This is a genomic window from Halomarinibacterium sedimenti, from assembly GCF_019312585.1.
Lineage (GTDB): Bacteria > Bacteroidota > Bacteroidia > Flavobacteriales > Flavobacteriaceae > Halomarinibacterium > Halomarinibacterium sedimenti.
This window is the reverse complement of sequence record NZ_JAHWDP010000001.1, coordinates 906,281-931,842: the sequence shown is the minus strand read 5'-3', so window position 1 is coordinate 931,842 and position 25,562 is coordinate 906,281. Positions and strand designations below refer to the sequence as shown.

Below are 25,562 nucleotides of genomic sequence, written 5' to 3'. Positions count from 1 at the left end.
TAAAGTAAAATGTACGGGAAAATAAAAGAACACTTACAAGCAGAACTTGACGACATTAGAGATAATGGGCTTTTTAAAAAAGAACGAATAATTACCTCTGCTCAAGGTGCCGTTATTAAAATTTCTACAGGAGAAGAAGTAATAAATTTTTGTGCCAATAATTATTTAGGCCTTTCCTCCCATCCTGAAGTTATTCAGGCGGCAAAAGATACGATGGACACTCACGGATTTGGGATGTCATCTGTACGATTTATTTGTGGAACACAAGATATTCACAAAGAATTAGAGCAAAAAATTGCCGACTTTTATCAAACCGAAGATACCATCCTATATGCCGCGGCTTTTGATGCCAATGGAGGGGTTTTTGAACCCTTATTAGGGCCAGAAGATGCTATTATTTCAGACTCTTTAAATCACGCTTCCATTATAGATGGGGTTAGGCTCTGTAAAGCAGCTCGCTATCGATATGAAAACAGTAATATTGAGGATTTGGAAAAGCAACTTATCGCTGCCAACGAAAATGGGGCAAGGTTCAAAATTATTGTCACAGATGGGGTTTTTTCAATGGACGGCCTTTTGGCTCCTTTGGATAAAATTTGTGATTTGGCCGATAAATACGATGCCCTTGTCATGATAGATGAGTGTCATGCTGCTGGATTTATTGGTGATACAGGACGTGGGACACTTGAAGAAAAGGGTGTTATGGGCAGAATTGATATCATTACGGGAACCTTAGGAAAAGCATTAGGAGGTGCTATGGGAGGTTATACCACGGGGAAAAAAGAAATAATTGAAATGCTAAGACAAAGATCCCGACCTTATTTGTTTTCAAATTCTTTGGCACCAGCTATCGTAGGAGCTTCCATAAAAGTTTTTGATATGCTTCAAAACGATACTTCTTTAAGAGATAAGCTTGCAGAAAATGCTGCCCATTTTAAAAAAGGTATGAAAGATGCGGGGTTTGATATTATTGAAGGGGATTCGGCTATCGTACCAGTAATGCTGTACGATGCTAAGCTTTCGCAAACCATGGCGAACATGCTTTTGGAGGAAGGAATTTATGTAATCGGGTTCTTTTATCCTGTAGTTCCCAAAGGAAAAGCCCGAATTAGGGTTCAACTTTCGGCCGCTCATACTAAAGAACAACTTGATAAAGCGGTCAATTCATTCATAAAAGTGAAGGAAAAATTAAAAATTTAGGGTTTCAAAGCGTTATTTAAAAGCTTAGAGTACGCTATTTGTAAAAATTTTAATAGATTTGCTTTTGTTAATAAAATTTAACAACTTACTTTTGCTCTATTAACACTTAAAAAATTAAACAATCGAATATGAAACATCTTAACAGTATTTTAGCTGCTGCCCTTTTTCTTTTTACAGTAGGAGTAGCAAATGCACAAGACCAAAACAATCCTTGGGCTATAGAAGTGGGTGTTAACGCCGTTGATTTTTACCCTGTTGGCCCAGCTGCCGATGGTAGAGGTTATCACGGTATCCCAACAAGTGAACTAAGTCAAGGCAGTTTGTTTGATGAATATTTTAACCAAAACGACCATTGGAATATCTTGGCCTCAGCTTCGAAAGTATCTGTTGCTAGGTATATTGGTGATGGATTTACATTTGGTGCAGTAGGAACTATCAATAAAATTAAAACGTTTGGAGATGTTCCAGTAGACGATTTAATCTATTACGGTGCTGATGGTGAAATTAGATACAGCCTTAGAGACCTAATCAACGGTCCTGGTGGTTGGTTTGATCCATCTATTGGTGTTGGTGGGGGTTACACTTGGATCGATGATATCGGTTTTGGTACTGCAAACGCACTTGCAAGTGTTCGTTTTTGGGTAACTGAAAGCTTAGCACTTAACTTCCAAAGTACTTATAAGCACGCTTTCGAAGATGAGTATGGAGTAAAACACTTCCAGCACTCTGTAGGTGTTGCTTTCAAATTTGGTGGAAAAGATACTGACGGTGATGGAATCTATGACAACGAAGATGAGTGTCCAGAAACTCCTGGATTACCAGAATTCAATGGTTGTCCTGACACTGATGGTGATGGAATCGAAGACAGAAATGATGCTTGTCCAGATGTACCTGGTTTAGCTGAATTCAACGGTTGTCCTGATACTGATGGTGATGGTATTCCAGATCCACAAGATGCTTGTCCAACTGTTCCTGGTTTAGCTTCTATGAATGGATGTCCTGATGCTGATGGTGATGGAATCACTGATGCTGAAGATGAGTGTCCTAACGAAGCTGGTCCAAAAGCTAATAACGGTTGTCCTTACCAAGATCGTGACGGTGACGGTGTACTTGACAAAGATGATCAGTGTCCAGATGTTCCTGGAACTGTTGCAAACAGAGGTTGTCCAGAAGTAACTATCGAAATCATCAATCAATTAAATGAGTATTCTAAGACTATTTTATTCGATACAGGTAAATCTACCATTCGAAAAGAGTCTTATGCTGTACTTCAAAGTATCGTAGATATTATGAAAGAATACCCAACTACTTCTTTCGTAATTGAAGGACATACTGATAGTGTTGGTTCAGATAAGAGCAATCAAACTCTTTCTGATAACAGAGCTGCTTCTGTTAGAGAGTACCTTACTACCATTGGAATGGACGGAAGTCGTCTTTCATCAATTGGATACGGTGAGTCTAGACCAATTGCTACTAACAACACAAAGGCTGGAAGACAGCAAAACCGTCGTGTTGAAATCTCTTTGAAAAACTAAAAAGAGTTTAATAATATATATATTGAAACGCCTCCAAATTGGAGGCGTTTCTTATTTTTAGGGTATGAAGACTTTTATAGAAGAAGTGCTTTCCCAAATTAAAATACAGGATAAAAACTTATCCCGAGCAGTCTTTATTCTCCCTAGTAAAAGAGCCGTTGGATTTCTAAAACGAACTCTAGCAAAAGAATCTGGTGCTCCTTTTTTTTCGCCTAAGATTATTAGTATTGAAGAGTTTATTGAAGAGATTTCAGGAATAGCCATTGTAGATTCATTAACCCTTTTGTTTTCCAGTTATTCGGTTTATCTCAATACAGAAGGATTTTCTGAAAAAGACACTTTTGAAGAATATACTTCTTGGGGACAAGCTGTTTTAAACGATTTTAATGAAATAGATCGTTACCTAGTTCCAAAAAGCAATTTCTTCAATTACTTGTTAAGTATTCAAACATTAGAAAAATGGGGTGTAAAAAATGACCAAACACCCTTCATAAAAAAATATCTTTCCTTTTGGGAAACCCTTGAATTGTTTTATGAAAATTTAAATGACCATTTGCTTAAGGAACAAAGTGGCTATCAAGGAATGGTGTATAGAAAGGCGGCAGAAGACATCGAGCACTATATCGTCTCAAATGGAAATCGGAATCACTACTTTCTAGGTTTTAATGCCCTTAACTCGGCGGAACAATCCATCATACAAGAGCTTTTAGAAACTGGAAATACTACTGTATTCTGGGATATGGATCCTCATTTATTAAAGGATGCAGACCATGCAGCATCTTATTTTCTAAGGAATTATAAAAACATATGGAATTATTATCAAAACAATGCTCCTTCAGTAATATATAGTACTAATATAAACAAGGAAATTACTATTACTGAAGCTCAAAATGACGTGGGGCAAGTAAAATATGTGGGGCAACTTCTTTCCACATATACCCTAGAAATGTTGGAAAGAACGGCTATTGTATTGGCAGACGAGTCCCTTTTAACACCTCTTTTATATTCTCTTCCAAATAATGTAGAAAGTATCAATATAACTATGGGATTACGCATAACAGGGCTTCCCGAAGTTGATTTTTTTGATTATATCCTAGATAATTTTCTTAACCCCGAACCTTTTTTTTATAAAAAAATTGAAAAACTATTATTACATCCATGGGTAAAGAAATTAATGGTTTCTCCAGAAACTATTTTACAGTTTATTAAAACCAATAATCTTTCAAGTATTTCTCATCAGAAATTAGTTGACATAGGAGGTTTACAAAACAAAGAAGTAATTGAGCTTCTTTTCAGAAGTGACTTCGAAAATATCAATGAAATTATAGTGCATTTTCAGTCCCTTATAAAAAAACTACATGCCTCAATTAGTCTTACTTTAATTGAAAAATCAATTCTTGCTAAAATTGAAGCAATCTTTGAACGCTTAACATTACTAACAAAACAATTCGACTACCTTACAACACCACTCTCTTTAAAAAATGCTTTTAACCAGTTAGTAACTAAAGCCTCAATAGATTTTGAAGGAAATCCTGAAAAAGGATTACAAATCATGGGTATTCTTGAAACACGGGTCATTGACTTTGAAAATGTGATTCTCCTATCGGTAAATGAAGGTGTTCTTCCCTCTGGCAAAACAAACGCTTCATTTATAACCTATGATCTAAAACTCCAATTTGGATTGCCTTTACACCCCGAAAAAGATGCGGTTTATGCCTATCACTTTTTTCATCTATTATTTAGAGCAAAACAAGCTACCTTGCTTTACAGTAGCCAATCAAAAGGATTAAGAACGGGTGAAAAAAGCAGGTTTTTACTTCAATTGGAAATTGATTACAACCTTAAAAAAAGCATCACACATCATGTTCAAACCTCACCCATTTCAAAACATGAAAAATCACTTAAAGAAATTGAAAAAACTCCTGAGGTAATTAATGAACTTCGAATAATAGCCGAAAAAGGATTTTCACCTTCGGCATTAATGTCCTATGTAAGAAATCCGATAGATTTTTATTTTGAAAGAATTCTTGGAGTTAATGAAACGGATGCTGTTGAAGAAACGATTGAGTATAATACACTGGGGACTATTGTACACGAAGCTTTAGAAAAATTATACGCTCCATTTATAAATAGTTTTTTAAAAGAAGAGCAGCTTTCTAAATGCCTAAAAGGAGTTCCTGCTGAAGTCAATCAACAGTTTCAAAAGCATTTTAAGGAAGGTGATTTTTCTAAAGGCAAAAACCTTATCATTTTTGAAATTGCCAAGCGGTATGTAGAAAACTTAATTAATCTTGATATTGATTCGTTAAAAAATGGAAATACCATTAAAATATTGGCGCTTGAGGAAACACTTAAAACGGAACTTCATTTTCCAGAAATACACTTCCCAGTATACTTAAAAGGAAATGTAGACCGAATTGATTTATTTAATAATCAACTACGAATTATCGATTATAAAACAGGCAAAGTTGAACAAAAAGAATTGGATATAGTAGATTGGGAAAACCTCTCTCAAGATTATAAGTATAGCAAAGCTTTTCAGGTTTTAGCCTATGCCTATTTGTATCAAAAGCATATTTCGTTTAAAGAAGTTGTCGCTGGAGTTATTTCCTTTAAAAACTTTAACTCTGGTTTTTTAAGTTTCCGAAAAAAAGAAGCTCCAAGAGCTTCAAAAGGAGAAGAAAAAATTAATTCAGAAATTTTGAATTCCTTTGAAGAAGAACTTAAAAAATTAATACTCGAAATTGTAACTCCTTCCATTCCCTTTATAGAGAAAGAAATAAAGTAATATAGTATAAAATTACTACCTTAGTAATCTAGTTCATTGTATAACTTAATTTATTTATATGGGTGTAGGTGCAATAGTCATTTGGAGTTTTGTTGCTTGCTTAGTCATTGGTTTATTAGCCATGATTTCTGAACGCGCGTAACTAAACAATTATTTAAGAACTATGAGGTTTTCAGAATTGTAAACCCTCAATTAGTTTATCTAAATAAAAAATCCATTTGAAAACAAACGGATTTTTTTAAGTGGAGAAGATGGGATTCGAACCCACGACCTCTTGACTGCCAGTCAAGCGCTCTAGCCAACTGAGCTACATCCCCAAAGAAGGGCGAAAATACTAAAAATATTTAATCTGTCCCTTGTAAAACCAATAAAGGTTTTGAGGTATGGAAGTCCTTTTTAAGTATGGTGTTTTTCTCCCAAAGCTTTTCAAAAAAGCCTCTTTTCCTTCTAAAAACACAAAGTATATCTGGCTGATTAGATTGGAAGTGTTCCAATATTCCTTGAAATATAGTTGCATTCTCAGTCGTTTTTAACGAATTACTAATTTTTAACAATGCCGGATCTATAGTATGGTCTTCCTGAGCCATATCTGGAGTGATTACATGCAATAAATTAATCTTTGCGCTAAAATGGTTTGCAATCTTTGTTAAAGGACTTAAAACGCCTTCATTCTCCAAGCGACCATTTTTAAAAGCCAGTAAAATAATTTCGGCCTTTCTAAAAATATATCCTCTTGGAATTAACAAAACTGGAATGTTAGTTTGTTTTACAATTTTGCCAGTAATATTTCCCAAATAAAGTTCATCGTTTATATCCACACTTTGAGGGGAAAGGATAATTAAATCAATATTTAATTGATTTGAAATTCTCTGAATGCCTTCAAAAGGATCTCCCTTTAACGACTTAGAAATTACGTCAACTCCTTTAGTGTTAACCTCTTTTAACACTAGTTCTAACTGTTCCTCACTATCTTCTATAATAATTTCGTTAAGTTTTGTGAGGTTACCAACTTTGGAAAATTCTTTATAAAGATTAATGAGATAGACTGTTGCCCCAGTTAAAGAAGCAAGGTTAATGGCATATTTTAAATTGGTAATGGCACTTTCTGTAGCACCTACTGGAACCAATATATTTTTCATGAGTTTCCGTATCTTTAATTCTTTTGCAAAATTAATCTTTATTATGATACGCAAAGCCTTATTGCAAGAAATTCCACAACTATTAGAACTCACACGAGCTTGTGCAAAAAAAATGATGGCTGAAGGCATTTTTCAATGGAATGAGCACTATCCCAACAAAGACGCCTTTATAAAAGATTTAGAAAGAGATGAATTGTTTGTATTGGTTTCTGAAAATGACCTAGTAGGCTGTATCACTATTTCTACTTTTAAAGATGAAGAATACGATTCTATACAATGGCTTACTCCCGATGCTACTAACTTTTATATCCACCGATTGGCTATACATCCAAAATTTCAGCATAAAGGATTTGCAAAACAACTCATGGATTTTGCCGAAAAGAAGGCAGAAGAAAAGAAAGCACCCTCAATTCGATTAGATACATTCAGTAAAAACATTCGCAATCAGAAATTTTACGAAGCAAGAGGTTACACCAAACTTGGCACAATTTTTTTTCCTAAACAAAGTGAATTTCCTTTTTATTGCTACGAATTACCTCTAGTTTCTACCTTACCAACGAAAAGTAACCCGTAACCACTCTATTATCATGGGTAGTGGCTTTATACCAATAGCCATCTGCTGGTAAAGGAACATTATTAAAGCGTCCATCCCAACCTTGGCTTGTTCTACCAACCCTTGCGACTAACTTTCCGTATCTGTCAAAAATTGAAATCACAGAAATGATAAGTGCATTCGATTTAGGAGGTACATACTGCCAATAATCATTATAACCATCTCCATTGGGCGAAAAATAGGGCGGAAATCCTGTAGGAGGAAATTTTAACTCAATGGTTTGTGCTACTTCACCGCATCCATTTTTATCTCTTACCTTTAGTGTATGAGTCCCTTCGGAAAGATTGATGAAAAAATTATTGTCGGAATATTCAGAATCATCCACGGCGTACTCGTAATCTCCCAAGCCAGAAACATCCAAAGTTACCGTGAATAATTGACCAATTTGTACTTTAAAAACTTCATCTATAGATGCCAAGGAAGAAAAAACAACTGTAAATTCTTTGGTAAAAGAACACTCTATGGTTACTTCGCCTTCGGTGATGAGATTATAGACTTCATATCGATACAGTCCTTCTTCTGAAATATCCACAAAAGAGGCTTCAGAAATAAGCTCTTCAGAGCCATTCTCAAGTATTTTATACCATCGATACCCGTCACCATTATCGGGTGATTCTATTCTAGCTGGTAAGCTATTATTGCATATTCCAACGGTATCTGGAAAATCACTTTCGGGGTAATAGGATGTAAGTTCCCCCGTGTCTGCATCATAAAAAGGCCCACATCCTAAAATAGTTGAAAAATACTCTTGCCCACAAGATTGGGCTTCTCCTGCAGCATTAAAAGGAACAATTCTAACAAAATACGTGTTATTGGATTCAAAATTAAGCACATAGGTAGATGTTGTTGTAAAAATTGCGCCATCCAAAATATCGTTTATAAAGGGTGTTTTTCCAATAAAAACTTTATACCCAGTGGCATTGGATATCGGTTCCCATTCCAAAAATGGGGATAATGATACATTTATAGCGCCGTTTGCCGGAGTTATAAGTTGTGTGCAACTTGGCGGTTCACCAAGAGAGCCCGTTGTAAAGCTTTCCTCTAGACAATCCAATGAAAAACCATTTTCATTATAGGGTGTTATAAGTACATAAATGATGGTGCTGGGTGGGAAATTAGTCACTGGATTGTAAGTAAGTACATTTCCAACATCAAAGTCATTTAAAATATCCCCAATTCCAGGCGAAGTTCCAATAGTGAGGTGATAGCCTAACGCTCTTGGAGCATACCTCCAACTTAAGTTGGTTCCTATATTTACATTGATATTTCCATCTTCCGGATTTAGTAAAATGGCACACCCTGGAAGCGTAGTTACATTTTGCGTTGTAAAAGATTGACTAGGACAAACGATGTTGTCTTGGTCAAAAAAGAAAAGGGTAATGGTAACGAAAATAGTAGTGGATTCTGGCAAACCCAAGGGTGGTGAAAAAGTTGTATCACTTCCTACTAATTGTTCATTTATAATCTCTGATCCCTCTGGAGTTGTTCCTAATGAAATAATATACCCTGTTACTCCTGTTACTTCCTCCCATGTAATACTAGTATCTACAGGAACATTGATAGCACCCTGTAACGGATTAATTAGCTCAGGACAGTCTTGTGCCCAATTATTTTGAGAAATAAGCAAACAAATTAGGTAAATGACTTTTTTAATCATTTCTGAAATAACAAATTACAAAGCGGAAAGAATGGAATCTATTCTATTCTAATTTTCATAGCGTATTAGCTATTAAAGATACTGCTTTTTTACAGTCGGTCTCAATTGCGATGTCTTTTTCAAACTTCTATTGAATCGTAATTAGTAATTTTGTCTCTTGTCACTTTCAACAACAAATATCTCCTTTAAACGCATTCAGCAATTGGCTATCCCAGCCATTATTGCAGGTATTGCGGAGCCTATACTTTCCACTACCGATGCTGCTGTGGTTGGAAATATTCCTGAATATGGCACCGAATCACTTGCCGCAGTGGGGGTTGTAGGGTTTTTCCTTTCCACATTAATTTGGGTATTGGCGCAAACACGCAGTGCCATTGCTACCATAATTGCCCAGAATTTGGGAGCAGGAAAAATTGAAGACATTAAAAACTTTCCTGCGCAAGCCATTTATTTTAATATTATACTCAGTGTTATTGTTTTATTTTCTACCTATTTCTTTGTGGAAGAAATTTTTAGATTACTCAACGCCGAAGGATTAATTCTTCAGTTTAGTATTGATTATTATAATATTCGGGTTTGGGGATTTCCGTTAACCTTATTCACCTTTGCCGTTTTTGGAATTTTTAGAGGACTTCAAAACACCCTTTGGCCTATGACTATTGCCATTGTTGGCGCCACAATAAATATAGGATTAGACTTTGCTTTAGTCTATGGTATAGATGAGTTTATTCCTGCCATGGGAATAAAAGGTGCCGCTTGGGCGAGTCTTATGGCACAAAGCATCATGGCGCTGCTGGCGTTAATTCTTGTGCTTTCCAAAACGAATACATCCTTGAAACTTCGTTTTCCGCTTCATCCAGAAATTTCTCGACTAGTTAGCATGAGTTTTAATTTATTTATTCGCTCTATTGCACTAAACGCTGCTTTAATGTTAGCTGTAAGAGAAGCAACTGCATTAGGAAAAGAGTTTATCGCAGCCCATGCCATTGCCATAAATATTTGGCTTTTTACTGCTTTTTTTATTGATGGTTATGGTGCTGCTGGAAATATTTTAGGCGGAAGGCTATTAGGCGCAAAAGAGTATAAAACACTTTGGAAACTCACAAAAAAAGTAACTATATATAATCTCCTTGTCGCGTGCTTGCTTGCTATACTATGTATAATTTTCTATAAACCCATCGGGAGTATTTTTATAAAGGATACAGCTGTACTTACCGTTTTTTATGGAATGTTTTTTATGGTTATTATTAGTCAACCACTCAATGCTATTGCTTTTACTTTGGATGCTGTTTTTAAAGGATTGGGTGAAATGGCGTATTTAAGAAATGTCCTTTTGGGAGCCACAATAGTGGGTTTTATCCCATTTTTATATCTATCCATATATATGGATTGGGGACTTATTGGCATTTGGTTTGCCATCCTTACTTGGATTGCTTACAGAGCCGTTGCATTAATGATAAAGTTTTACCGAAAATACCTTCCGCTGGCTAAAGAATAATTAACGGGTTTTAAGCCAGCCCGTAATGCTTAATCTTTCTGAAGCTTTTACAACTTTCACTTCGTGCTCCAACATTTGACTTTCAAAAATGACGATTCGACCAGGCAGAGGCAACAAATCAAGTGGCTTTTCTTCAAGATAAAGTGTGAGTTCCCCTCCATTCTCCTTGGGCCAATTAGCCTCATTTAAATAGCACACAATAGAAAGTTTTCTTCTATCGTCATTTTGAAAAGTATCTAAATGTCTTTTATAAAAGGTCCCTTCGGGATAGACGGCGTAATGAAATTCTTTTTGAAGAATCCCCATAAAACATGTCCTATTGAGATAAGACACTAATTCATTAATCTTCTGAAAAAATAACTGCTCTATCACATCCGTTTTGGTTTCGTCTATCCATAAAATAAAATCCCCCCGAATGGTTTTATCAATTTCTTCATTTACCCGACTCCCTATAGCCGATTTTTTAAAACGATCGGCCTCATATTTTGCAATTAAATTAGAACGCAATGCTACGACCTCCGCTTCGATAAAAAAGTTGTCTACAACACTATACTGTTGCTGCATCAGGTCTTCAATAATAGATTCGAACAACGGATTCTCAACAAAGTCTAATTGCTCGTATAATTCTACCTCCATAACGTTTTAAAAAAGCCCGCAAATATAATCGCAAAAACAACATCTTTTTCAAAAAATAATTAAATCGAAAATACTGTATCTTTGATGCCTTATGGGAACGATTAGAATTACAAAACAATTTTCTTTTGAAACCGGTCATGCCCTATACGGATATGACGGTAAATGCCGCAATGTACACGGGCATAGCTACAAACTTTCAGTAACGGTCATTGGAAACCCCATTGAAGATTCTTCGCATGTAAAATTTGGCATGGTCATCGATTTTAGTGACTTAAAAAAGATTGTCAAGGAAGAAATTGTAGATGTATTTGACCACGCCACCGTTTTTAATAAAAATACACCACACGTTGAGTTGGCAAAAGAACTTTCACAACGGGGCCATAATGTTCTTTTGGTCGATTACCAGCCCACGAGCGAAATGATGGTGATTGATTTTGCTGAAAAAATTAAAGCAAGATTGCCAAAAAACATTACGCTTCATTCCCTAAAACTACAAGAAACTGAAACCAGTTATGCCGAATGGTTTGCCCATGATAATTAAAACCCCATTTTAGTTATCTTTATCCCATGCAACTACCCGCAGGTAAAAAAATATACTTTTCAAGCGACAATCATTTAGGGGCTCCTACGCCTTCTAAAAGTTTACCGCGTGAAAAAAAGTTTGTGGCTTGGCTGGATGCGGTAAAAGGTGATGCGGCAGCCATTTTTTTGCTGGGTGATTTATTCGATTTTTGGTTCGAATACAAGACGGTGGTTCCTAAAGGATTTGTCCGCGTATTAGGAAAACTTGCCGAAATTAGCGATAGTGGTATTCCTATTTATTTCTTTGTTGGAAACCACGATCTTTGGATGCACGATTACTTTGAAAAAGAACTGAATATTCCCGTATATCGTGATGTAAAAGAATTCACATTTAACAACAAAACATTTTTAATTGGCCACGGCGACGGAAAAGGTCCTGGAGATAAGGGTTACAAACGCATGAAAAAGGTGTTTATCAATCCTTTTTCAAAATGGTTGTACCGTTGGTTACATCCCGATTGGGGCATGCGACTGGCACAATACCTTTCCGTAAAAAATAAATTAATTTCTGGGGACGAAGATCGACAATTTTTAGGCGATGATAAAGAGTGGCTCGCCCTTTATGCCAAACGAAAATTGGAGGAAAAGCACTACGATTATTTTGTGTTTGGACACCGCCATCTACCTATGAAAATTGAGATAGGAGAACAAGCCACCTATTTTAATTTAGGCGATTGGATTAATCATTACACCTATGGGGTTTTTGACGGAACCACTTTTGAGCTGAAAGAATTTACTCCTTAATGTCTTTTATTCTCAACTGAAGGCTCACATTCCCTTGCCATTCGTTTTCATCAATAACATAGGCTATTTTAAAAGGCTTCCCATGACACGCAATTTCTTCTTTTTCTGCCATCCCAAAACCAATTCCCGTAAATGGATTGGAATTTCCTTGCTTCATTACCAATCGTAAATGGGTTTTGTCTTCGCCCACTGTTTTTCCGTACCCCACATCCTTTACATTTTTAGTCATAAAAACTGGGGTCATGTTTCCCGGGCCAAAGGGAGCAAATTGTTTTAAAAGTCTGTAGAATTTAGGAGTGATGTCGTTAAAGTCGATTTCAGCATCAATTTTAAGCTCGGGGGTTAGCAAACTTGGGTCAATGGTTTCTGAAACCACTTTTTCAAAAGCCTTTTTAAAGTTTTCAAAATCCTTTTCAAATAAAGTAAGTCCTGCGGCGTATTTATGCCCTCCAAACTGTTCTATATATTCTGAACACCCTTCCAAAGCATTATACACATCAAACCCTTTTACCGAACGTGCCGAAGCCGCCAGTGTGTCTCCATTTTTGGTAAAAACCAAGGTAGGGCGATAATACGTTTCGGTTAATCGTGAAGCCACAATCCCAATCACTCCCTTGTGCCAAGAATCTTTATAAACCACAGTCGTCATTCGGTTTTCTTCGTTGTTATCCACGATTTGACGCAGTGCTTCTTCGGTAATTTGCTGATCGGTTTCCTTTCTTTCGGTATTAAACGCTTCAATTTCCACAGCATATTCGGCCGCCTTGTTGATATCGGTTTCGGTTAATAGTGTCACCGCATGATTTCCGTGTTTCATCCGTCCCGCTGCATTTATTCGGGGAGCAATAATAAAAACGACATCGGTAATAGTGAGTGTTTCCTTTTTTACTTGTTTTAGAATGGCCTTAAAACCCGTTCGCGGATTGGCATTAATTACTTTTAATCCATAATGTGCCAAAATCCTATTTTCTCCAGTGATGGGGACAATATCGGCACCAATAGCCGTAGCCACTAAATCTAAATACAAAAGTAAATCTTCTGTTTTTTGACCTCGGTTTTGCGCTAAAGCCTGAATGAGCTTAAACCCAACCCCACACCCACACAGCTCTTTGTAGGGGTACTCGCAATCGTCTCTTTTTGGGTCTAATACGGCTACCGCTTTTGGAATTTCATCTCCTGGGCGGTGATGGTCACAAATAATAAAATCAATCCCTTTTTCTGAAGCATAGGCTACTTTTTCAATAGCTTTAATCCCACAATCGAGTGCAATGATTAAGCTGAATTCGTTGTCTTCGGCAAAATCAATTCCTTGATAAGAAATTCCGTAGCCCTCATCGTACCTGTCCGGAATATAGGTAGCGACATTGGGGTAGTAGGTTTTTAGATAAGAAGATAGCAATGCCACGGAGGTTGTGCCATCTACATCGTAATCGCCATAGATTAAAACGTTTTCTTGGTTTTCAATGGCCTTTTCAACTCGGTCAACAGCTTTGTCCATATCCTTCATTAAATATGGGTCATGCAAGTCTTCCAAACTTGGTCGAAAGAATTTTTTGGCTTCTTCAAAAGTTTCAATTCCTCGTTGTACCAATAAGGTGGCAACAAAAGGTTCCACGCCCAAGGATTGGGCTAAATGGTCAACTTTCTCTTTTTCCGGTTTCGGTAAAAGGGTCCAACGCATATTTTTAATGTAACTAAATTTGTGGGAAGCTAAAGTGTAAAGGTACAAATTTCACTTCTTTTTTAATAGTAATTTGTATTTTCGAAAACAAAACATAGATATGCCCTTAGTAACTCCACTCTCCCCAGAACACGATAAAGAAACCCAACAGCTTGCCGAGTTTTTTAATGAAACGCTCGGCTTTTGTCCCAATAGCGTGCTTACCATGCAGCGTCGTCCAGCTATTAGTAAAGCGTTTATTAACCTTAACAAAGCAGTAATGGCAAATGAAGGGCGGGTTACTTCTGCACTTAAGCGAATGATTGCCTGGGTAAGTAGTAACGCCGCAGGCTGTCGCTATTGCCAAGCACACGCCATTCGTGCAGCAGAACGTTATGGAGCCGAACAGGAAAAGCTGGATAATATTTGGGAATACCCAACACATCCTGCTTTTAGTGAAGCCGAACGCGCTGCGTTGGATTTTTCGTTAAAAGCAAGTCTAGTTCCTAATCAAGTGGACGATGACATTAAAAAACGGCTATATGAACATTGGAACGAAGGTGAAATTGTGGAAATGCTAGGGGTAATTTCACTTTTTGGTTACCTCAACCGCTGGAATGATAGCATGGGAACCTCTATCGAGGAGGGCGCCGTGGAAAGTGGCGAAAAGTATCTTGGAAAACACGGTTGGGAAAAGGGTAAACACCTATAAACCTTATCTTTTCTTTTGGTAAAATTTTAAGATTCTTGCATTTGAAAAAAAATATCTTTGTGGGAAACAATTTTATCCCAGTTATGAGACATTTTCTACTGATTGCCATTTCAGTTTTTTTTATTGGTTGTACTTCTACAAAAACTACAAATAATGATTTAGCTGTTTCAAATCCTATTGAAACGAGCTTAAATCTTGTAAACGTTACTAATGACAAAGTTCCAGTGGTTATTAACCCTGGTCGATTTACCACAGAAACCGAAATTTATAGAATCCCAAAAGTGGTTCAAGGAACCTATTCGGTGAGTAGTTTTGGAAGATATGTTGAAAATTTTAAGGCCATTGATTATAAAGGGAATGAACTACCTTCCAATAAATTAGACGATAATTCTTGGTCTATTACAAATGCTTCTCAATTAGATAAAATCACTTACGAAGTAAATGACACTTTCGATACAGAATCTTCAGGAGGTATTGGTGGTGAAAATCCTTTTTCACCCGCTGGAACTAATATTGAGCCTACTAATTATGTATTGAACTTACACGGATTTATAGGCTATTTCGATTCTTTAAAAAATGCACAATACAAACTGAATGTTACTGCTCCAAGTGAATTTGTTCGTTCTTCGGCAATACAAGAAATAGGTTCTGAAACTAGTGCCGATGGGAAAAGCATTACCACCCATTATTTTGCCCCTCGATATTTCGACATCACAGATAATCCTATGTTTTATGGCGAATTGGATGTAGAAGAATTTCAGGTAGGGGGTATTAAAATTGTTTTAAGTGTGTATTCTCCAAACAAAGTACATTCTGCTGCTGTACTAAAAGAAAGTATGTACACTATGATGCAGGGACAAAAAAGATACTTAGGAGAAATTAACTCAACCCCTCGGTATGATATTTTTCTGTATTTAAGTGATGGAAGTGAAGATTCTCCTAAAGGGATGGGGGCATTGGAACACCATACTTCTACCGTAGTAGTCCTTCCTGAAAGTTCTACTTTAGAAGGGCTTATCGATAGTATGATAGATGTGGTTGCTCATGAGTTTTTTCATATTGTAACACCCCTAAGTGTGCATAGTGAAGACGTACATTATTTCGATTATTACAACCCAACCTTTTCCAAACATCTTTGGATGTACGAAGGAGTAACTGAGTATTTTGCGCAACACTTTCAGGTGTATGAAGGACTAGTGACCGATGATGAATTTTATGCCTCAATGATGGGTAAAATTCAAACATCTATGAGTATGGACGATACCATGAGTTTTACTGAAATGAGTGAAAATGTTCTAGAACAACCCTATGCAGCCAACTATTATAATGTGTATCAAAAAGGAGCTTTAATAGGGATGTGTATTGATATTTTAATGCGCGAAGAAAGCAATGGACAGCGAAGCATGTTATCTTTAATGAAGGAATTATCAAACAAATATGGTAAGAATAAACCCTTTAACGATGATACGATTCTAGCTGAAATTACCCAAATGACCTACCCTTCTATAGGAAATTTTTTGAAAGCGCATGTAGTAGGAACAACACCTATCAACTATACAGAATTTTTTGAAAAAGTAGGCCTAGAACTAGTAGAAGCTACTGTAAAGACAAATTATATTCAAAATGACGGGCAATTTATTTTTGCCCCCAATAGAGCAAGAGGAACCATCGCCTTTACTGAAGCTGTTAAAGATAATAGCTTCTGGAATGAAAACGGAGTACAAGCTGGAGATGTACTAAAGACCGTAAATGGTACGGACCTAACTTTCGAAAATGCACAACAAATGTTTACGGATATGTATATGTGGTCTCCCGGTACTAAAATCAATGTAGTGTTAGATAGAAATGGTGAAGAAATTATTATAGATAAAGAGCTTACTCAATCGTATACTACAGGGCAAAAACTACAACCAAACCCCGAAGCTTCGGAGAAACAAGTGGCAGTACGTAAAGTTTGGTTAAAGGGATAATATATATTGTACTTGAATTTTTAATTCTGGAAGCACCTCTTTTTCAAACCACTCATTATTCCGAAACCAAAATCGGTTTCTTGGGGAAGGATGCGGTAAAGGAAAATAGTTTGGTTGATACTCCTTAAAATTCCGTACAGTTTCAGTTAAGTTCTTTTTAGAATTTTCTTTTAAATAGTACGATTGCGCATAGGTGCCAATTAAAATATACAACTCAATCGATTTTGCTAGTTCAAAAAGTTGTTCATGCCATAGTGGAGCACATTCTGGTCTTGGAGGTAAATCACCACTTTTCCCCTTTCCAGGATAACAAAATCCCATAGGGACAATAGCAAAATTAGAAGGGTTGTAAAACTCCTCTTCAGTAACTTCTAACCACGTCCGTAACAGTTTCCCACTCGCATCATCCCAAGGAATCCCAGATTCGTGGACTTTAGTTCCTGGAGCTTGTCCAATTATGGCAATTTTAGAGTCTTTAGCAATAGAAAAAACAGGGCGAGGTCCTAAAGGAAGGTGCGTCTTGCACATGGTACATTCCTTTACTTCGGCAATTATGCTTTTCATTTTATTTCCCTCCAACTACAATAACCAACTCTCCTTTTGGAGGTTTGGCTTCAAAATGTTTAAAAACTTCTTCAGCTGTTCCACGGATGGTTTCTTCGTGAAGTTTACTTAATTCTCTAGAAACGGAAACGGATCTGTTGGCACCAAAATATTCAACAAATTGGGCTAATGTTTTTACCAATTTGTGAGGCGACTCATAAAAAATAATGGTTCGAGTTTCTTCGGCTAATTGAAGCAATCTCGTTTGTCTCCCCTTTTTTACAGGAAGAAATCCTTCAAATACAAATCGGTCGTTAGGTAATCCACTATTCACTAATGCTGGTACAAAAGCAGTTGCGCCGGGTAAGCAATCCACTTCAATTCCTGCTTCCACACAAGCTCGAGTCAATAAAAACCCAGGGTCGCTAATGGCAGGGGTGCCAGCGTCGCTAATAAGCGCTATGTTTTGCCCTGCTTCAATTTTTGAAACTATTCCAACCACGGTTTTATGCTCATTGTGCATATGGTGCGATTGCATAGGAGTATCAATATCAAAATATTTCAGGAGTTTCCCGCTGGTACGTGTATCTTCGGCAAGGATTACATCTACTTCTTTTAAAACTTCTATCGCCCTAAAAGTCATGTCCTTTAGGTTGCCAATGGGTGTGGGAACTAGGTAGAGTTTTCCCATAAGAAATCTAGTTAAATCGCTTTTCGATTAAGGTCATAAAACGTTCAGAATATTCATCCTTTTGAAGCCAATAATTATAATCTGGTTTCACTTTACCTTTTATAAATTCCTGCGCTTTTTCAAAAGAAGGCATCGTATTTATTTGCGAAAGTACCCGTGCGTAATCATCTGCATTTCCGTCAAATAAATGTTTTATAAACGCTAAACGATCATTGAGACCAATGGTTAATCCAGCTTGGATAGTATCGTTTATAGACTTTGGTTTTTCAATGTCATTTTGCTTGCTGGTTTCTAGAGGTTTTGGGCTTTCAATGGTTTCAGTAAGTGTTTCCGCTTTTGAAACTACTGGCGTTTCCTTTCTCTCAAAAACGGGCATTTCTTTGTAGTGGGAAGCAAAATCTTCTAAATCGTTTTTCTGAAATTGCTTGGGCGGAAGCACCTTTTCCAAAAGTTCATCAACTTGTTGGGATTCCTTGGGCATTTGAGCCACCAAGTCTTTTATTTTTTCGGTGGCAGGCTCGATCAGTTCTTCTTTATTTTCAGGAGAAGGAACAGGCTTTGGGTCTTTAAACCAATTTTGTTCTCTAAAACTTTTTGAGTCTAATGATTCTTCCTTATTTTCTGAAATAGATTCTCCGAGAATTTGTGCCTCCAGATATTCTAACACCGAAAGTTTTTCGTACAAATCTCGTGCTTGCTCCTTCATTTTTGTGATTTCCTCCAAGGAATCATGCGCAACAATGTTTTGCGCCAATTCCTTCAATTTTTTTTGGAGTTCCTTCTTCATAACTTTTATAATTTATGCAGCGTTCTATATTTTGTTTTGCTAAATTTACGCATCCTTTATGTAAACGTCAAAGAATTCTATTTTATTCTAAAACCTAATTATGTTTCTCGAAAATACAGTTAATCAGAAAGAGCAATTTGGATGGATTGAGGTGATTTGTGGCTCTATGTTTTCGGGAAAAACCGAAGAATTAATCCGAAGATTAAAACGCGCCAAGTTTGCTAGACAAAAGGTAGAAATATTTAAACCTTCTGTCGATAATCGATACGACGAAGACAAAGTAGTTTCACACGATAGCAATGAAATTCGATCGACGCCAGTGCCCGCTGCTGCTAATATTCCTATACTAGCAGATGGATGCGACGTCATTGGCATTGACGAAGCGCAATTTTTTGACGCTGAAATTGTAAAAGTATGTAACGACCTTGCAAATCAAGGGATGCGAGTGATTGTAGCAGGATTGGATATGGATTTTAAGGGAAATCCTTTTGGCCCTATGCCTGCCCTTATGGCTACTGCCGAGTATGTCACCAAAGTACACGCTGTTTGTACAAGGACCGGAAATCTAGCACATTTTAGTTACCGAAAAGCGCAAAGTGACGATCTCGTTTTATTGGGAGAGACTGAAGAATATGAACCTCTAAGTCGCGCTGCCTATTACAAAGCGATGTTGCGTGAGCGTGTAAAAAAAATTGACGTAAAAGATCCAGAGCAAGTATCAAGTAAAAAGCATGCCTAATATGTCAAAATCTGAAGCGAACATCGAAGAAACCGTTTTGGAAATTGACCTCAACGCCCTTGCACACAATTACCATTTTTTAAAATCTAAAATTGAACCCACCACCAAAATGATGGCCGTGGTAAAAGCTTTTGGGTACGGAAGTGATTCTGTGGAAGTTTCAAAAGAGTTGGTAACCTTGGGTATCGATTATTTTGCTGTAGCTTATGCCCATGAAGGTGAAAAATTGCGAGAAAATGGAATTAGAACACCCATTCTAGTATTGCATTCGTTACCTGGCAATTTTGACATTATATTGAATAAATGTTTAGAGCCTAGTATCTATTCACTTAAAATATTAAAAGAATTTATTGCTTTTGCTGAAGAACATCAGCAAAAAGAGTATCCCATTCATATAAAATTTAATACTGGGCTTAACAGGTTAGGGTTTTCAGAATTTGATATAGAAGAAATTTTAGCTATTCTTTCAAAAACAAAAAGCGTAAAAGTGAAATCGGTTTTCTCGCATTTAGCTGCAAGTGAAGACCTTTCAGAAAAAGAGTTTACCCTTACCCAAATTGAAAAATTTACCTTCTATTCTAATCAATTCATTCAAAAATTAGAATATCAACCGTTACAACACATGCTCAACACTTCGGGAATACTTAATTATCCCGAAGCACAATTTGATATGGTTCGTACCGGTATTGGACTTTATGGATTTGGGAACGATCCAAAATTTGATATACACCTTAAGCCTATTGGTGAATTAAAGACTATTATTTCTCAAATTCACGAGGTCCCAAAAGGAGAGAGTTTAGGGTACAATCGAGCTTTCACTGCAAGTAAAGACACAAAAACAGCCACACTCCCTTTAGGTCATGCCGACGGTATATCAAGAATTTATGGAAATGGTGCTGGATGGGTTACCATACATGGGAAAAAAGCCCTAATTGTTGGAAATGTTTGTATGGATATGATTATGGTCGACGTTACAGGAATTGATTGTAAAGAAGGAGATGAGGTGCTCCTTTTTGGTGGAAATCCAACTGCAGATTCTATTGCTACTTCTGCAAAAACAATCTCTTACGAGCTCATTACGGCCATCTCCCAACGAGTAAATCGTGTCTTTAAACGAAAACACAAGTCTTGAAATGGATTATTTTAACAACAAAAAGGTTTTTTATGTAAATTAGTTCCTTATTAACAGTAAAAACCAATCAATTATGTTAAAAGAATTTAGGGATTTTATCATGACGGGTAATGTCATTGAACTATCCATAGCTGTAATTTTAGGGGCTGCACTTGGAGGTGTTGTTTCTGGATTTACCAATGATATTATGATGCCTATCGTAGGCCATTTTACAGGGGGAATGGACTTTTCTGCTTTAAAAGTTGTATTGTCTGAAGCTGTTGTAGATGCCGAAGGTAATGTTACAACACCCGAAAATGCTGTGATGTGGGGTAAATGGGTTAATGCAGTTATTAACCTTGTAATTGTAGGATTTGTTTTATTCCTTATTGTAAAAGCATATAACAAAACCAAGAAGAAAAAAGAAGAAGCCCCAGCTCCTGACCCAGGACCGTCTGAAATTGATTTACTAAAAGAAATTAGAGACGCTCTTAAAAAGTAAACGCGTAGCAACCGCTACATTACATAATTTAACAGTAAACCCCGCCAAAAGGCGGGGTCTTTTTTTACATTTTATTTTGAATTAATTATTTCTTATCCCCTATTTTTGACCCCTAATTAAATTAGTATGAAAATAGCTGTAGTAGGTGCCACCGGAATGGTAGGCGAAGTAATGCTTCAACTTTTAGCAGAAAGAAACTTTCCTGTAACCGAATTAATCCCTGTTGCTTCAGAAAAATCGATTGGTAAAACCATTTCATTTAAGGGAGAACATTATACCATAGTGTCAATGGATGAAGCCATTGCCAAAAAACCAGCCATAGCCATTTTTTCAGCAGGTGGCTCCACTTCACTTGAATGGGCGCCAAAATTTGCTGAAGTTGGCACAACGGTGATTGACAACTCTTCTGCTTGGCGAATGGATGCTACAAAAAAACTAATTGTTCCAGAAATTAATTCATTTGCGTTAACCAAAGAAGACAAAATTATTGCGAATCCTAATTGCTCAACCATACAATTGGTTATGGCATTGGCTCCGCTTCATAAAAAATACAAAATGCGAAGAGTCATTGTTTCAACCTACCAATCTGTTTCAGGAACGGGAGTAAAGGCAGTGCAGCAGTTGGAAAATGAAATCGCAGGAGTAAAAGGTGAAATGGCATACCCTTATCCCATTCATAAAAACGCTATCCCGCAATGTGATGTTTTTGAAGCCAATGGTTATACCAAAGAAGAAATGAAATTAGCTAGAGAACCCCAAAAAATATTGGACGATCGAACTTTTTCCGTAAGTGCTACTGCTGTTAGAATTCCTACTGCTGGCGGTCACAGTGAATCTGTAAATGTCGAGTTTCATCAAGATTTTGATCTTTCAGAAGTTCGTCAAATACTACACAATACTCCGGGAATTATTGTACAGGATAACCCAGACACTAAGACGTATCCTATGCCCATGTACGCCAATCAGAAAGATGAAGTCTTTGTAGGTCGCATCAGAAGAGATGAAACACAACCCAAGACTTTAAATATGTGGATTGTGAGTGATAATCTTAGAAAAGGTGCTGCCACAAATGCAATTCAAATTGCAGAATACCTTGTTAAAAACAAGTTGGTTTAAGAATTTTCATTTGTACATTATTTAGCTTTTTTCTATATAATTTGGACCCATACTTTTAGCTTCGGAATCAATAAGTTCGGTGGCTTTTCATCCTTTTGTTAACCTTCCCAACATTGTGCCCGCTTTGATTGTCGCTTTAGTGAATGGATGCTTTATCTATTTACATTGGGATTCTTACGGTGCCCATTTCCGTTAAATACATTACAAACAAGCTCTTAAACAATTTAAATAAAAAGTTTTTCTTACATTTAGGTCCTCCTAAAATTTTAGGGTCTAAAAAAAACAAAATTGTTAAAGAAATATTGTATGAGGAACGCTTTTTCTCGATTAAGTATTCTGCTATTGTCTGTAGTTATTTTAAATGCCTGTAAATCTGATGATGACTCTGGTGGATATGTCCCTCTAGACATAGTAGCTAATGCAGATATTGCTGAGGTTTTTCAGAACGCATCATTAGAGATTTATATTTTGAATAATGATGATAATATTCCTCAGGAAGGAGAAATTATCTTAACAAATCCTTTTAGAGGTACTGTTGTATTAAATACCAATGGAACCCCAACTAAAGTTGACGATGATTTCATCATTTACACCCCAAATGGTGAAACAACTGGCGAAGATAGTTTTGAATATACCGTTTGCGATGCCTCCGGACAGAGTTGCGCTACGGGAGTTGTATTTATAGATGTTTTACCAATCTCTCCAGTAAATTTTGATATAAATTCGGCGCCGTACAACACGCTTTCAGAATATAACTTTTTTGATGGTGACTTAGCAAATCAGGAACCAGTTTATGGAGTGTTACCCTATGATCTTATTTCACCCCTTTTTACAGATTATGCTCACAAAAAAAGGTTTGTCTGGATGCCTTATGGAGTAAAAGCACAATATGAATCAGATGCTAGTGTTTTGAATTTTCCCACAGGGAGTATTCTTATAAAAACATTTTATTATGAAAATGTTTTACCCAATAATTCAACACAAATTATTGAAACACGACTGCTTATAAAAAAGGCTGAAGGCTGGATTTTTGCCGACTATATATGGAATGAGGATCAAACCGAAGCCATTTTGGACACCAGTGGAAATGGTGGATTTAAAGAAATAGAATGGGTTGAAAACGGAGAAACTAAGTTCGTAAATTATCGTATCCCTTCAGAAAGCCAATGTTTTACTTGTCATAAATTTTACAAATCAAGTACCCCTATTGGACCTAAGCCACAAAGTTTAAACAGTAATTATATTTATGCAGATGGCACGGCTAATCAATTAGAGAAATGGATTTCAATGGGGTATTTAGAAAGTGTTCCGTCCAATATTACAACTGTAGTCGATTGGACAGATGCTTCAGAATCTATTGAAATGAGAGTTCGTTCCTATTTTGATGTTAATTGTGCCAATTGTCATAGTGAAAGTGGACATTGCGATTACAGACCTTTACGGTTCGCATTCAATGAAACAGAGGATCCAGCTAATTTAGGAATATGTATTGACCCAGATACTCCTATCCCAGGGTACGAGGATTCAAAGATTATAATGCCTGGAGATGCCGATAACTCGATTTTATTTTTTAGATTTATTACTAATAACGAAGAATATAGAATGCCTTTATTAGGGCGAACCATTCAACATGAAGAGGCTATTGCCCTTATTGAAGAATGGATAAATTCATTAACCGAAACTTGTGATTAACCAATTAAAAACACTTTTTATTATGAAAAAAATACTTTTACCAATTTTATTTTTGGCCTGCTTTTTTACGGCAAGTGCCCAACTTGGCTGGACTAGTCAAGGCATAGGCACAACGGGTTCAGATAGAGCCGCCGTAGACATGAATGGAGATTTCTTGGATGATATTGTATCTGTAACCAATACCAATGTTCAAATATTTTATCAACAACCCGATGGTTCATTTAATGAGGTAAATATTACAACTTCCCCAGCAGATTTTGGTCCTTCTTGGAGCTTAGCAGCTGCAGATTATGATAGAAATGGATATACCGATTTACTTTACGGAGGTGGAAGTGGTGTGACTTTTATGAGAGCAAATTCAGACGGAACTGGATTTACTGAAGTATCTGGTCCAGAATATGTATTTTCTCAACGATCAAACTTTGTGGATATTAATAACGATGGTCACATGGATGCTTTCGTTTGTCACGATGTAGAACCTAACGTTTACTATATAAACGATGGGTTGGGTAACTTTTCTTTTAATCAAGGTGGTTTAGGTGATTTCCCTTCTGGTGGAAACTATGGAAGCGTTTGGATTGATTATGATAATGATCGTGATGTTGATATGTTTATTGCAAAATGTGGTGGTAGTGAAGAAAGAAGAACAAATCAAATGCATACTAATAATGGAGACGGTACTTTTACAGAAAATGCATTAGACCTTGGTCTTGCAGATCCTATGCAAACTTGGTCATCTGCATGGGCAGATTATGACAATGATGGTGATATGGATGTTTTTGTGGGAGCTAGTACTGGAGACCACAAGTTAATGAGAAACAACGGTGATGGTACTTTTACAGACGTAACTGCTGGTTCGGGTGTGGAAGGAATGACCGATACTGGAATTGAAAACGCAACTTACGATTTCAATAATGATGGATATCCAGATATCGCATCTAATGGTAATATCCTAATTGGAAACGGCGACCTTACTTTTGCCTTAGTAAGTGACCTTTTACCGGATAATAATGGATCTTTTGCAGACCTAAATAACGACGGGTTTATCGACAGTTTTACTGGATCCACCATTTATATGAACAATGGAAACTCTAATCACTGGTTAACTATTAATACAATTGGAGTTGAAAGCAATATTAACGGTTTAGGCGCTCGCGTAGAAATCGAAAGCGCTTCAGGAACACAAATTAGAGATGTTCGAAGTGGTGAAGGTTTTAGATATATGAGTACCTTAAATACTCATTTTGGACTAGGGTCAGATACCGAAATTACCACCATTACCATTTATTGGACTTCTGGAATTATTGATGTTTTAGAAGATGTTGCAGTGGATCAAGTAATTTCTGTAGAAGAAGGTTCTACCATTATTGCTGGTATTGATGAAAATCTGGTAAACAATTTAATTTCCTTCCCTAACCCTACTGAAGGAATTTTAAATCTTCGTCAAACTACCGAGTTTAATGATCCTATTTACACTATTTTTGATATGAACGGGAAAAGAGTGATGAATGCAAGGTTAAATTCAGATTCTATAGATGTTTCTTACTTAGCTGAAGGAAATTACATTTTAAGAGTTTTCGACAATAAATTAGTTAAAACCCAACGCTTCATAAAAAAATAGGCTTTAAGTTTTATAAAAAATTAAGC

General features: G+C 36.6%; 22 protein-coding genes and 1 tRNA gene. 15 read left to right on the top strand and 8 right to left on the bottom strand.

The genetic code is table 11. The features are described from left to right. The first annotated feature begins 9 nt into the window (after positions 1-9). From kbl to KXJ69_RS04425, 3 genes are all read left to right on the top strand, one after another. Complete coding sequence (gene kbl, locus KXJ69_RS04435) at positions 10-1,200, top strand: glycine C-acetyltransferase (RefSeq protein ID WP_219051680.1); 1,191 nt, start codon at positions 10-12, stop codon at positions 1,198-1,200. Between the two features lie 128 nt (positions 1,201-1,328). Then, a complete protein-coding gene (locus KXJ69_RS04430; RefSeq protein WP_219051678.1) occupies positions 1,329-2,735 on the top strand; it encodes an OmpA family protein in 1,407 nt (468 codons plus the stop codon). 64 nt (positions 2,736-2,799) lie between these two features. Beyond that, positions 2,800-5,523 (top strand): PD-(D/E)XK nuclease family protein, encoded by a 2,724-nt coding sequence (locus tag KXJ69_RS04425; RefSeq protein ID WP_219051676.1) that lies wholly within the window; start codon positions 2,800-2,802, stop codon positions 5,521-5,523. A gap of 243 nt (positions 5,524-5,766) precedes the next feature. Here the strand turns inward: KXJ69_RS04425 and KXJ69_RS04420 are convergent. Further along, positions 5,767-5,840 (bottom strand) — tRNA-Ala (locus KXJ69_RS04420). 27 nt (positions 5,841-5,867) lie between these two features. Further along, positions 5,868-6,662 (bottom strand): universal stress protein, encoded by a 795-nt coding sequence (locus KXJ69_RS04415; RefSeq protein WP_219051674.1) that lies wholly within the window; start codon positions 6,660-6,662, stop codon positions 5,868-5,870. 43 nt (positions 6,663-6,705) lie between these two features. Here KXJ69_RS04415 and KXJ69_RS04410 point away from each other — a divergent pair, with 43 nt between their 5' ends. After that, positions 6,706-7,236 carry a GNAT family N-acetyltransferase gene (locus KXJ69_RS04410; protein WP_219051811.1) on the top strand — a complete coding sequence of 177 codons (531 nt, stop codon included), beginning with the start codon at positions 6,706-6,708 and terminating at the stop codon, positions 7,234-7,236. On the opposite strand, the gene KXJ69_RS04405 is transcribed toward KXJ69_RS04410, so the two are convergent. Further along, positions 7,208-8,932, bottom strand: coding sequence for a T9SS type B sorting domain-containing protein (locus KXJ69_RS04405; RefSeq protein WP_219051672.1), 1,725 nt, complete (start codon positions 8,930-8,932; stop codon positions 7,208-7,210). The two genes, KXJ69_RS04410 and KXJ69_RS04405, sit on opposite strands and share 29 nt — an antisense overlap. 157 nt (positions 8,933-9,089) lie before the next feature. On the opposite strand from KXJ69_RS04405, the gene KXJ69_RS04400 reads away from it, so the two are divergent. After that, positions 9,090-10,430, top strand: a complete 1,341-nt coding sequence (locus KXJ69_RS04400) for an MATE family efflux transporter (RefSeq protein WP_219051670.1) — start codon at positions 9,090-9,092, stop codon at positions 10,428-10,430. On the opposite strand, the gene KXJ69_RS04395 is transcribed toward KXJ69_RS04400, so the two are convergent. Then, entirely contained in the window at positions 10,431-11,066 is a 636-nt protein-coding gene (locus KXJ69_RS04395) for a 2OG-Fe(II) oxygenase (protein WP_219051668.1), read from the bottom strand. It abuts the gene before it with no gap. A 91-nt stretch (positions 11,067-11,157) separates the two neighbouring features. Here KXJ69_RS04395 and KXJ69_RS04390 point away from each other — a divergent pair, with 91 nt between their 5' ends. Further along, on the top strand, positions 11,158-11,607 hold the full coding sequence (locus KXJ69_RS04390) for a 6-pyruvoyl trahydropterin synthase family protein (RefSeq protein ID WP_219051666.1): 450 nt from the start codon (positions 11,158-11,160) through the stop codon (positions 11,605-11,607). Between the two features lie 26 nt (positions 11,608-11,633). After that, complete coding sequence (locus KXJ69_RS04385; protein WP_219051664.1) at positions 11,634-12,392, top strand: UDP-2,3-diacylglucosamine diphosphatase; 759 nt, start codon at positions 11,634-11,636, stop codon at positions 12,390-12,392. On the opposite strand, the gene recJ is transcribed toward KXJ69_RS04385, so the two are convergent. Continuing rightward, complete coding sequence (gene recJ / locus KXJ69_RS04380) at positions 12,382-14,073, bottom strand: single-stranded-DNA-specific exonuclease RecJ (protein ID WP_219051662.1); 1,692 nt, start codon at positions 14,071-14,073, stop codon at positions 12,382-12,384. The genes KXJ69_RS04385 and recJ overlap by 11 nt on opposite strands. A 100-nt stretch (positions 14,074-14,173) precedes the next feature. Here recJ and KXJ69_RS04375 point away from each other — a divergent pair, with 100 nt between their 5' ends. Together KXJ69_RS04375 and KXJ69_RS04370 are read left to right on the top strand one after the other, a co-directional pair. Then, on the top strand, positions 14,174-14,764 hold the full coding sequence (locus KXJ69_RS04375; protein WP_219051660.1) for a carboxymuconolactone decarboxylase family protein: 591 nt from the start codon (positions 14,174-14,176) through the stop codon (positions 14,762-14,764). A gap of 83 nt (positions 14,765-14,847) precedes the next feature. Next, the gene (locus tag KXJ69_RS04370) at positions 14,848-16,734 is read left to right on the top strand and encodes a M61 family metallopeptidase (RefSeq protein ID WP_219051658.1); all 1,887 of its coding nucleotides are present in this window, start codon (positions 14,848-14,850) and stop codon (positions 16,732-16,734) included. Here KXJ69_RS04370 and KXJ69_RS04365 read toward each other — a convergent pair. The 3 genes from KXJ69_RS04365 to KXJ69_RS04355 are packed head-to-tail and all read right to left on the bottom strand — an operon-like array spanning position 16,723 to position 18,755. Next, complete coding sequence (locus KXJ69_RS04365; protein WP_219051656.1) at positions 16,723-17,298, bottom strand: uracil-DNA glycosylase family protein; 576 nt, start codon at positions 17,296-17,298, stop codon at positions 16,723-16,725. The genes KXJ69_RS04370 and KXJ69_RS04365 overlap by 12 nt on opposite strands. Before the next feature lies 1 nt (position 17,299). After that, the gene (gene rsmI, locus KXJ69_RS04360) at positions 17,300-17,968 is read right to left on the bottom strand and encodes a 16S rRNA (cytidine(1402)-2'-O)-methyltransferase (RefSeq protein WP_219051654.1); all 669 of its coding nucleotides are present in this window, start codon (positions 17,966-17,968) and stop codon (positions 17,300-17,302) included. A gap of 7 nt (positions 17,969-17,975) precedes the next feature. Further along, positions 17,976-18,755 carry a DUF8457 domain-containing protein gene (locus tag KXJ69_RS04355; protein WP_219051652.1) on the bottom strand — a complete coding sequence of 260 codons (780 nt, stop codon included), beginning with the start codon at positions 18,753-18,755 and terminating at the stop codon, positions 17,976-17,978. Positions 18,756-18,855: 100 nt separating this feature from the next. Here KXJ69_RS04355 and KXJ69_RS04350 point away from each other — a divergent pair, with 100 nt between their 5' ends. From KXJ69_RS04350 to KXJ69_RS04325, 6 genes are all read left to right on the top strand, one after another. Further along, complete coding sequence (locus KXJ69_RS04350; protein ID WP_219051650.1) at positions 18,856-19,494, top strand: thymidine kinase; 639 nt, start codon at positions 18,856-18,858, stop codon at positions 19,492-19,494. A 1-nt stretch (position 19,495) separates the two neighbouring features. After that, the gene (gene alr / locus KXJ69_RS04345; RefSeq protein WP_255571190.1) at positions 19,496-20,626 is read left to right on the top strand and encodes an alanine racemase; all 1,131 of its coding nucleotides are present in this window, start codon (positions 19,496-19,498) and stop codon (positions 20,624-20,626) included. Positions 20,627-20,699: 73 nt separating this feature from the next. Then, positions 20,700-21,107 (top strand): large conductance mechanosensitive channel protein MscL, encoded by a 408-nt coding sequence (gene mscL, locus KXJ69_RS04340; RefSeq protein WP_219051645.1) that lies wholly within the window; start codon positions 20,700-20,702, stop codon positions 21,105-21,107. 126 nt (positions 21,108-21,233) lie between these two features. After that, entirely contained in the window at positions 21,234-22,223 is a 990-nt protein-coding gene (locus KXJ69_RS04335) for an aspartate-semialdehyde dehydrogenase (protein ID WP_219051643.1), read from the top strand. Positions 22,224-22,529: 306 nt separating this feature from the next. Next, positions 22,530-23,915, top strand: a complete 1,386-nt coding sequence (locus KXJ69_RS04330) for an Ig-like domain-containing protein (RefSeq protein WP_219051634.1) — start codon at positions 22,530-22,532, stop codon at positions 23,913-23,915. Positions 23,916-23,937: 22 nt separating this feature from the next. Further along, complete coding sequence (locus tag KXJ69_RS04325; RefSeq protein ID WP_219051632.1) at positions 23,938-25,536, top strand: FG-GAP-like repeat-containing protein; 1,599 nt, start codon at positions 23,938-23,940, stop codon at positions 25,534-25,536. Positions 25,537-25,562 lie beyond the last annotated feature (26 nt).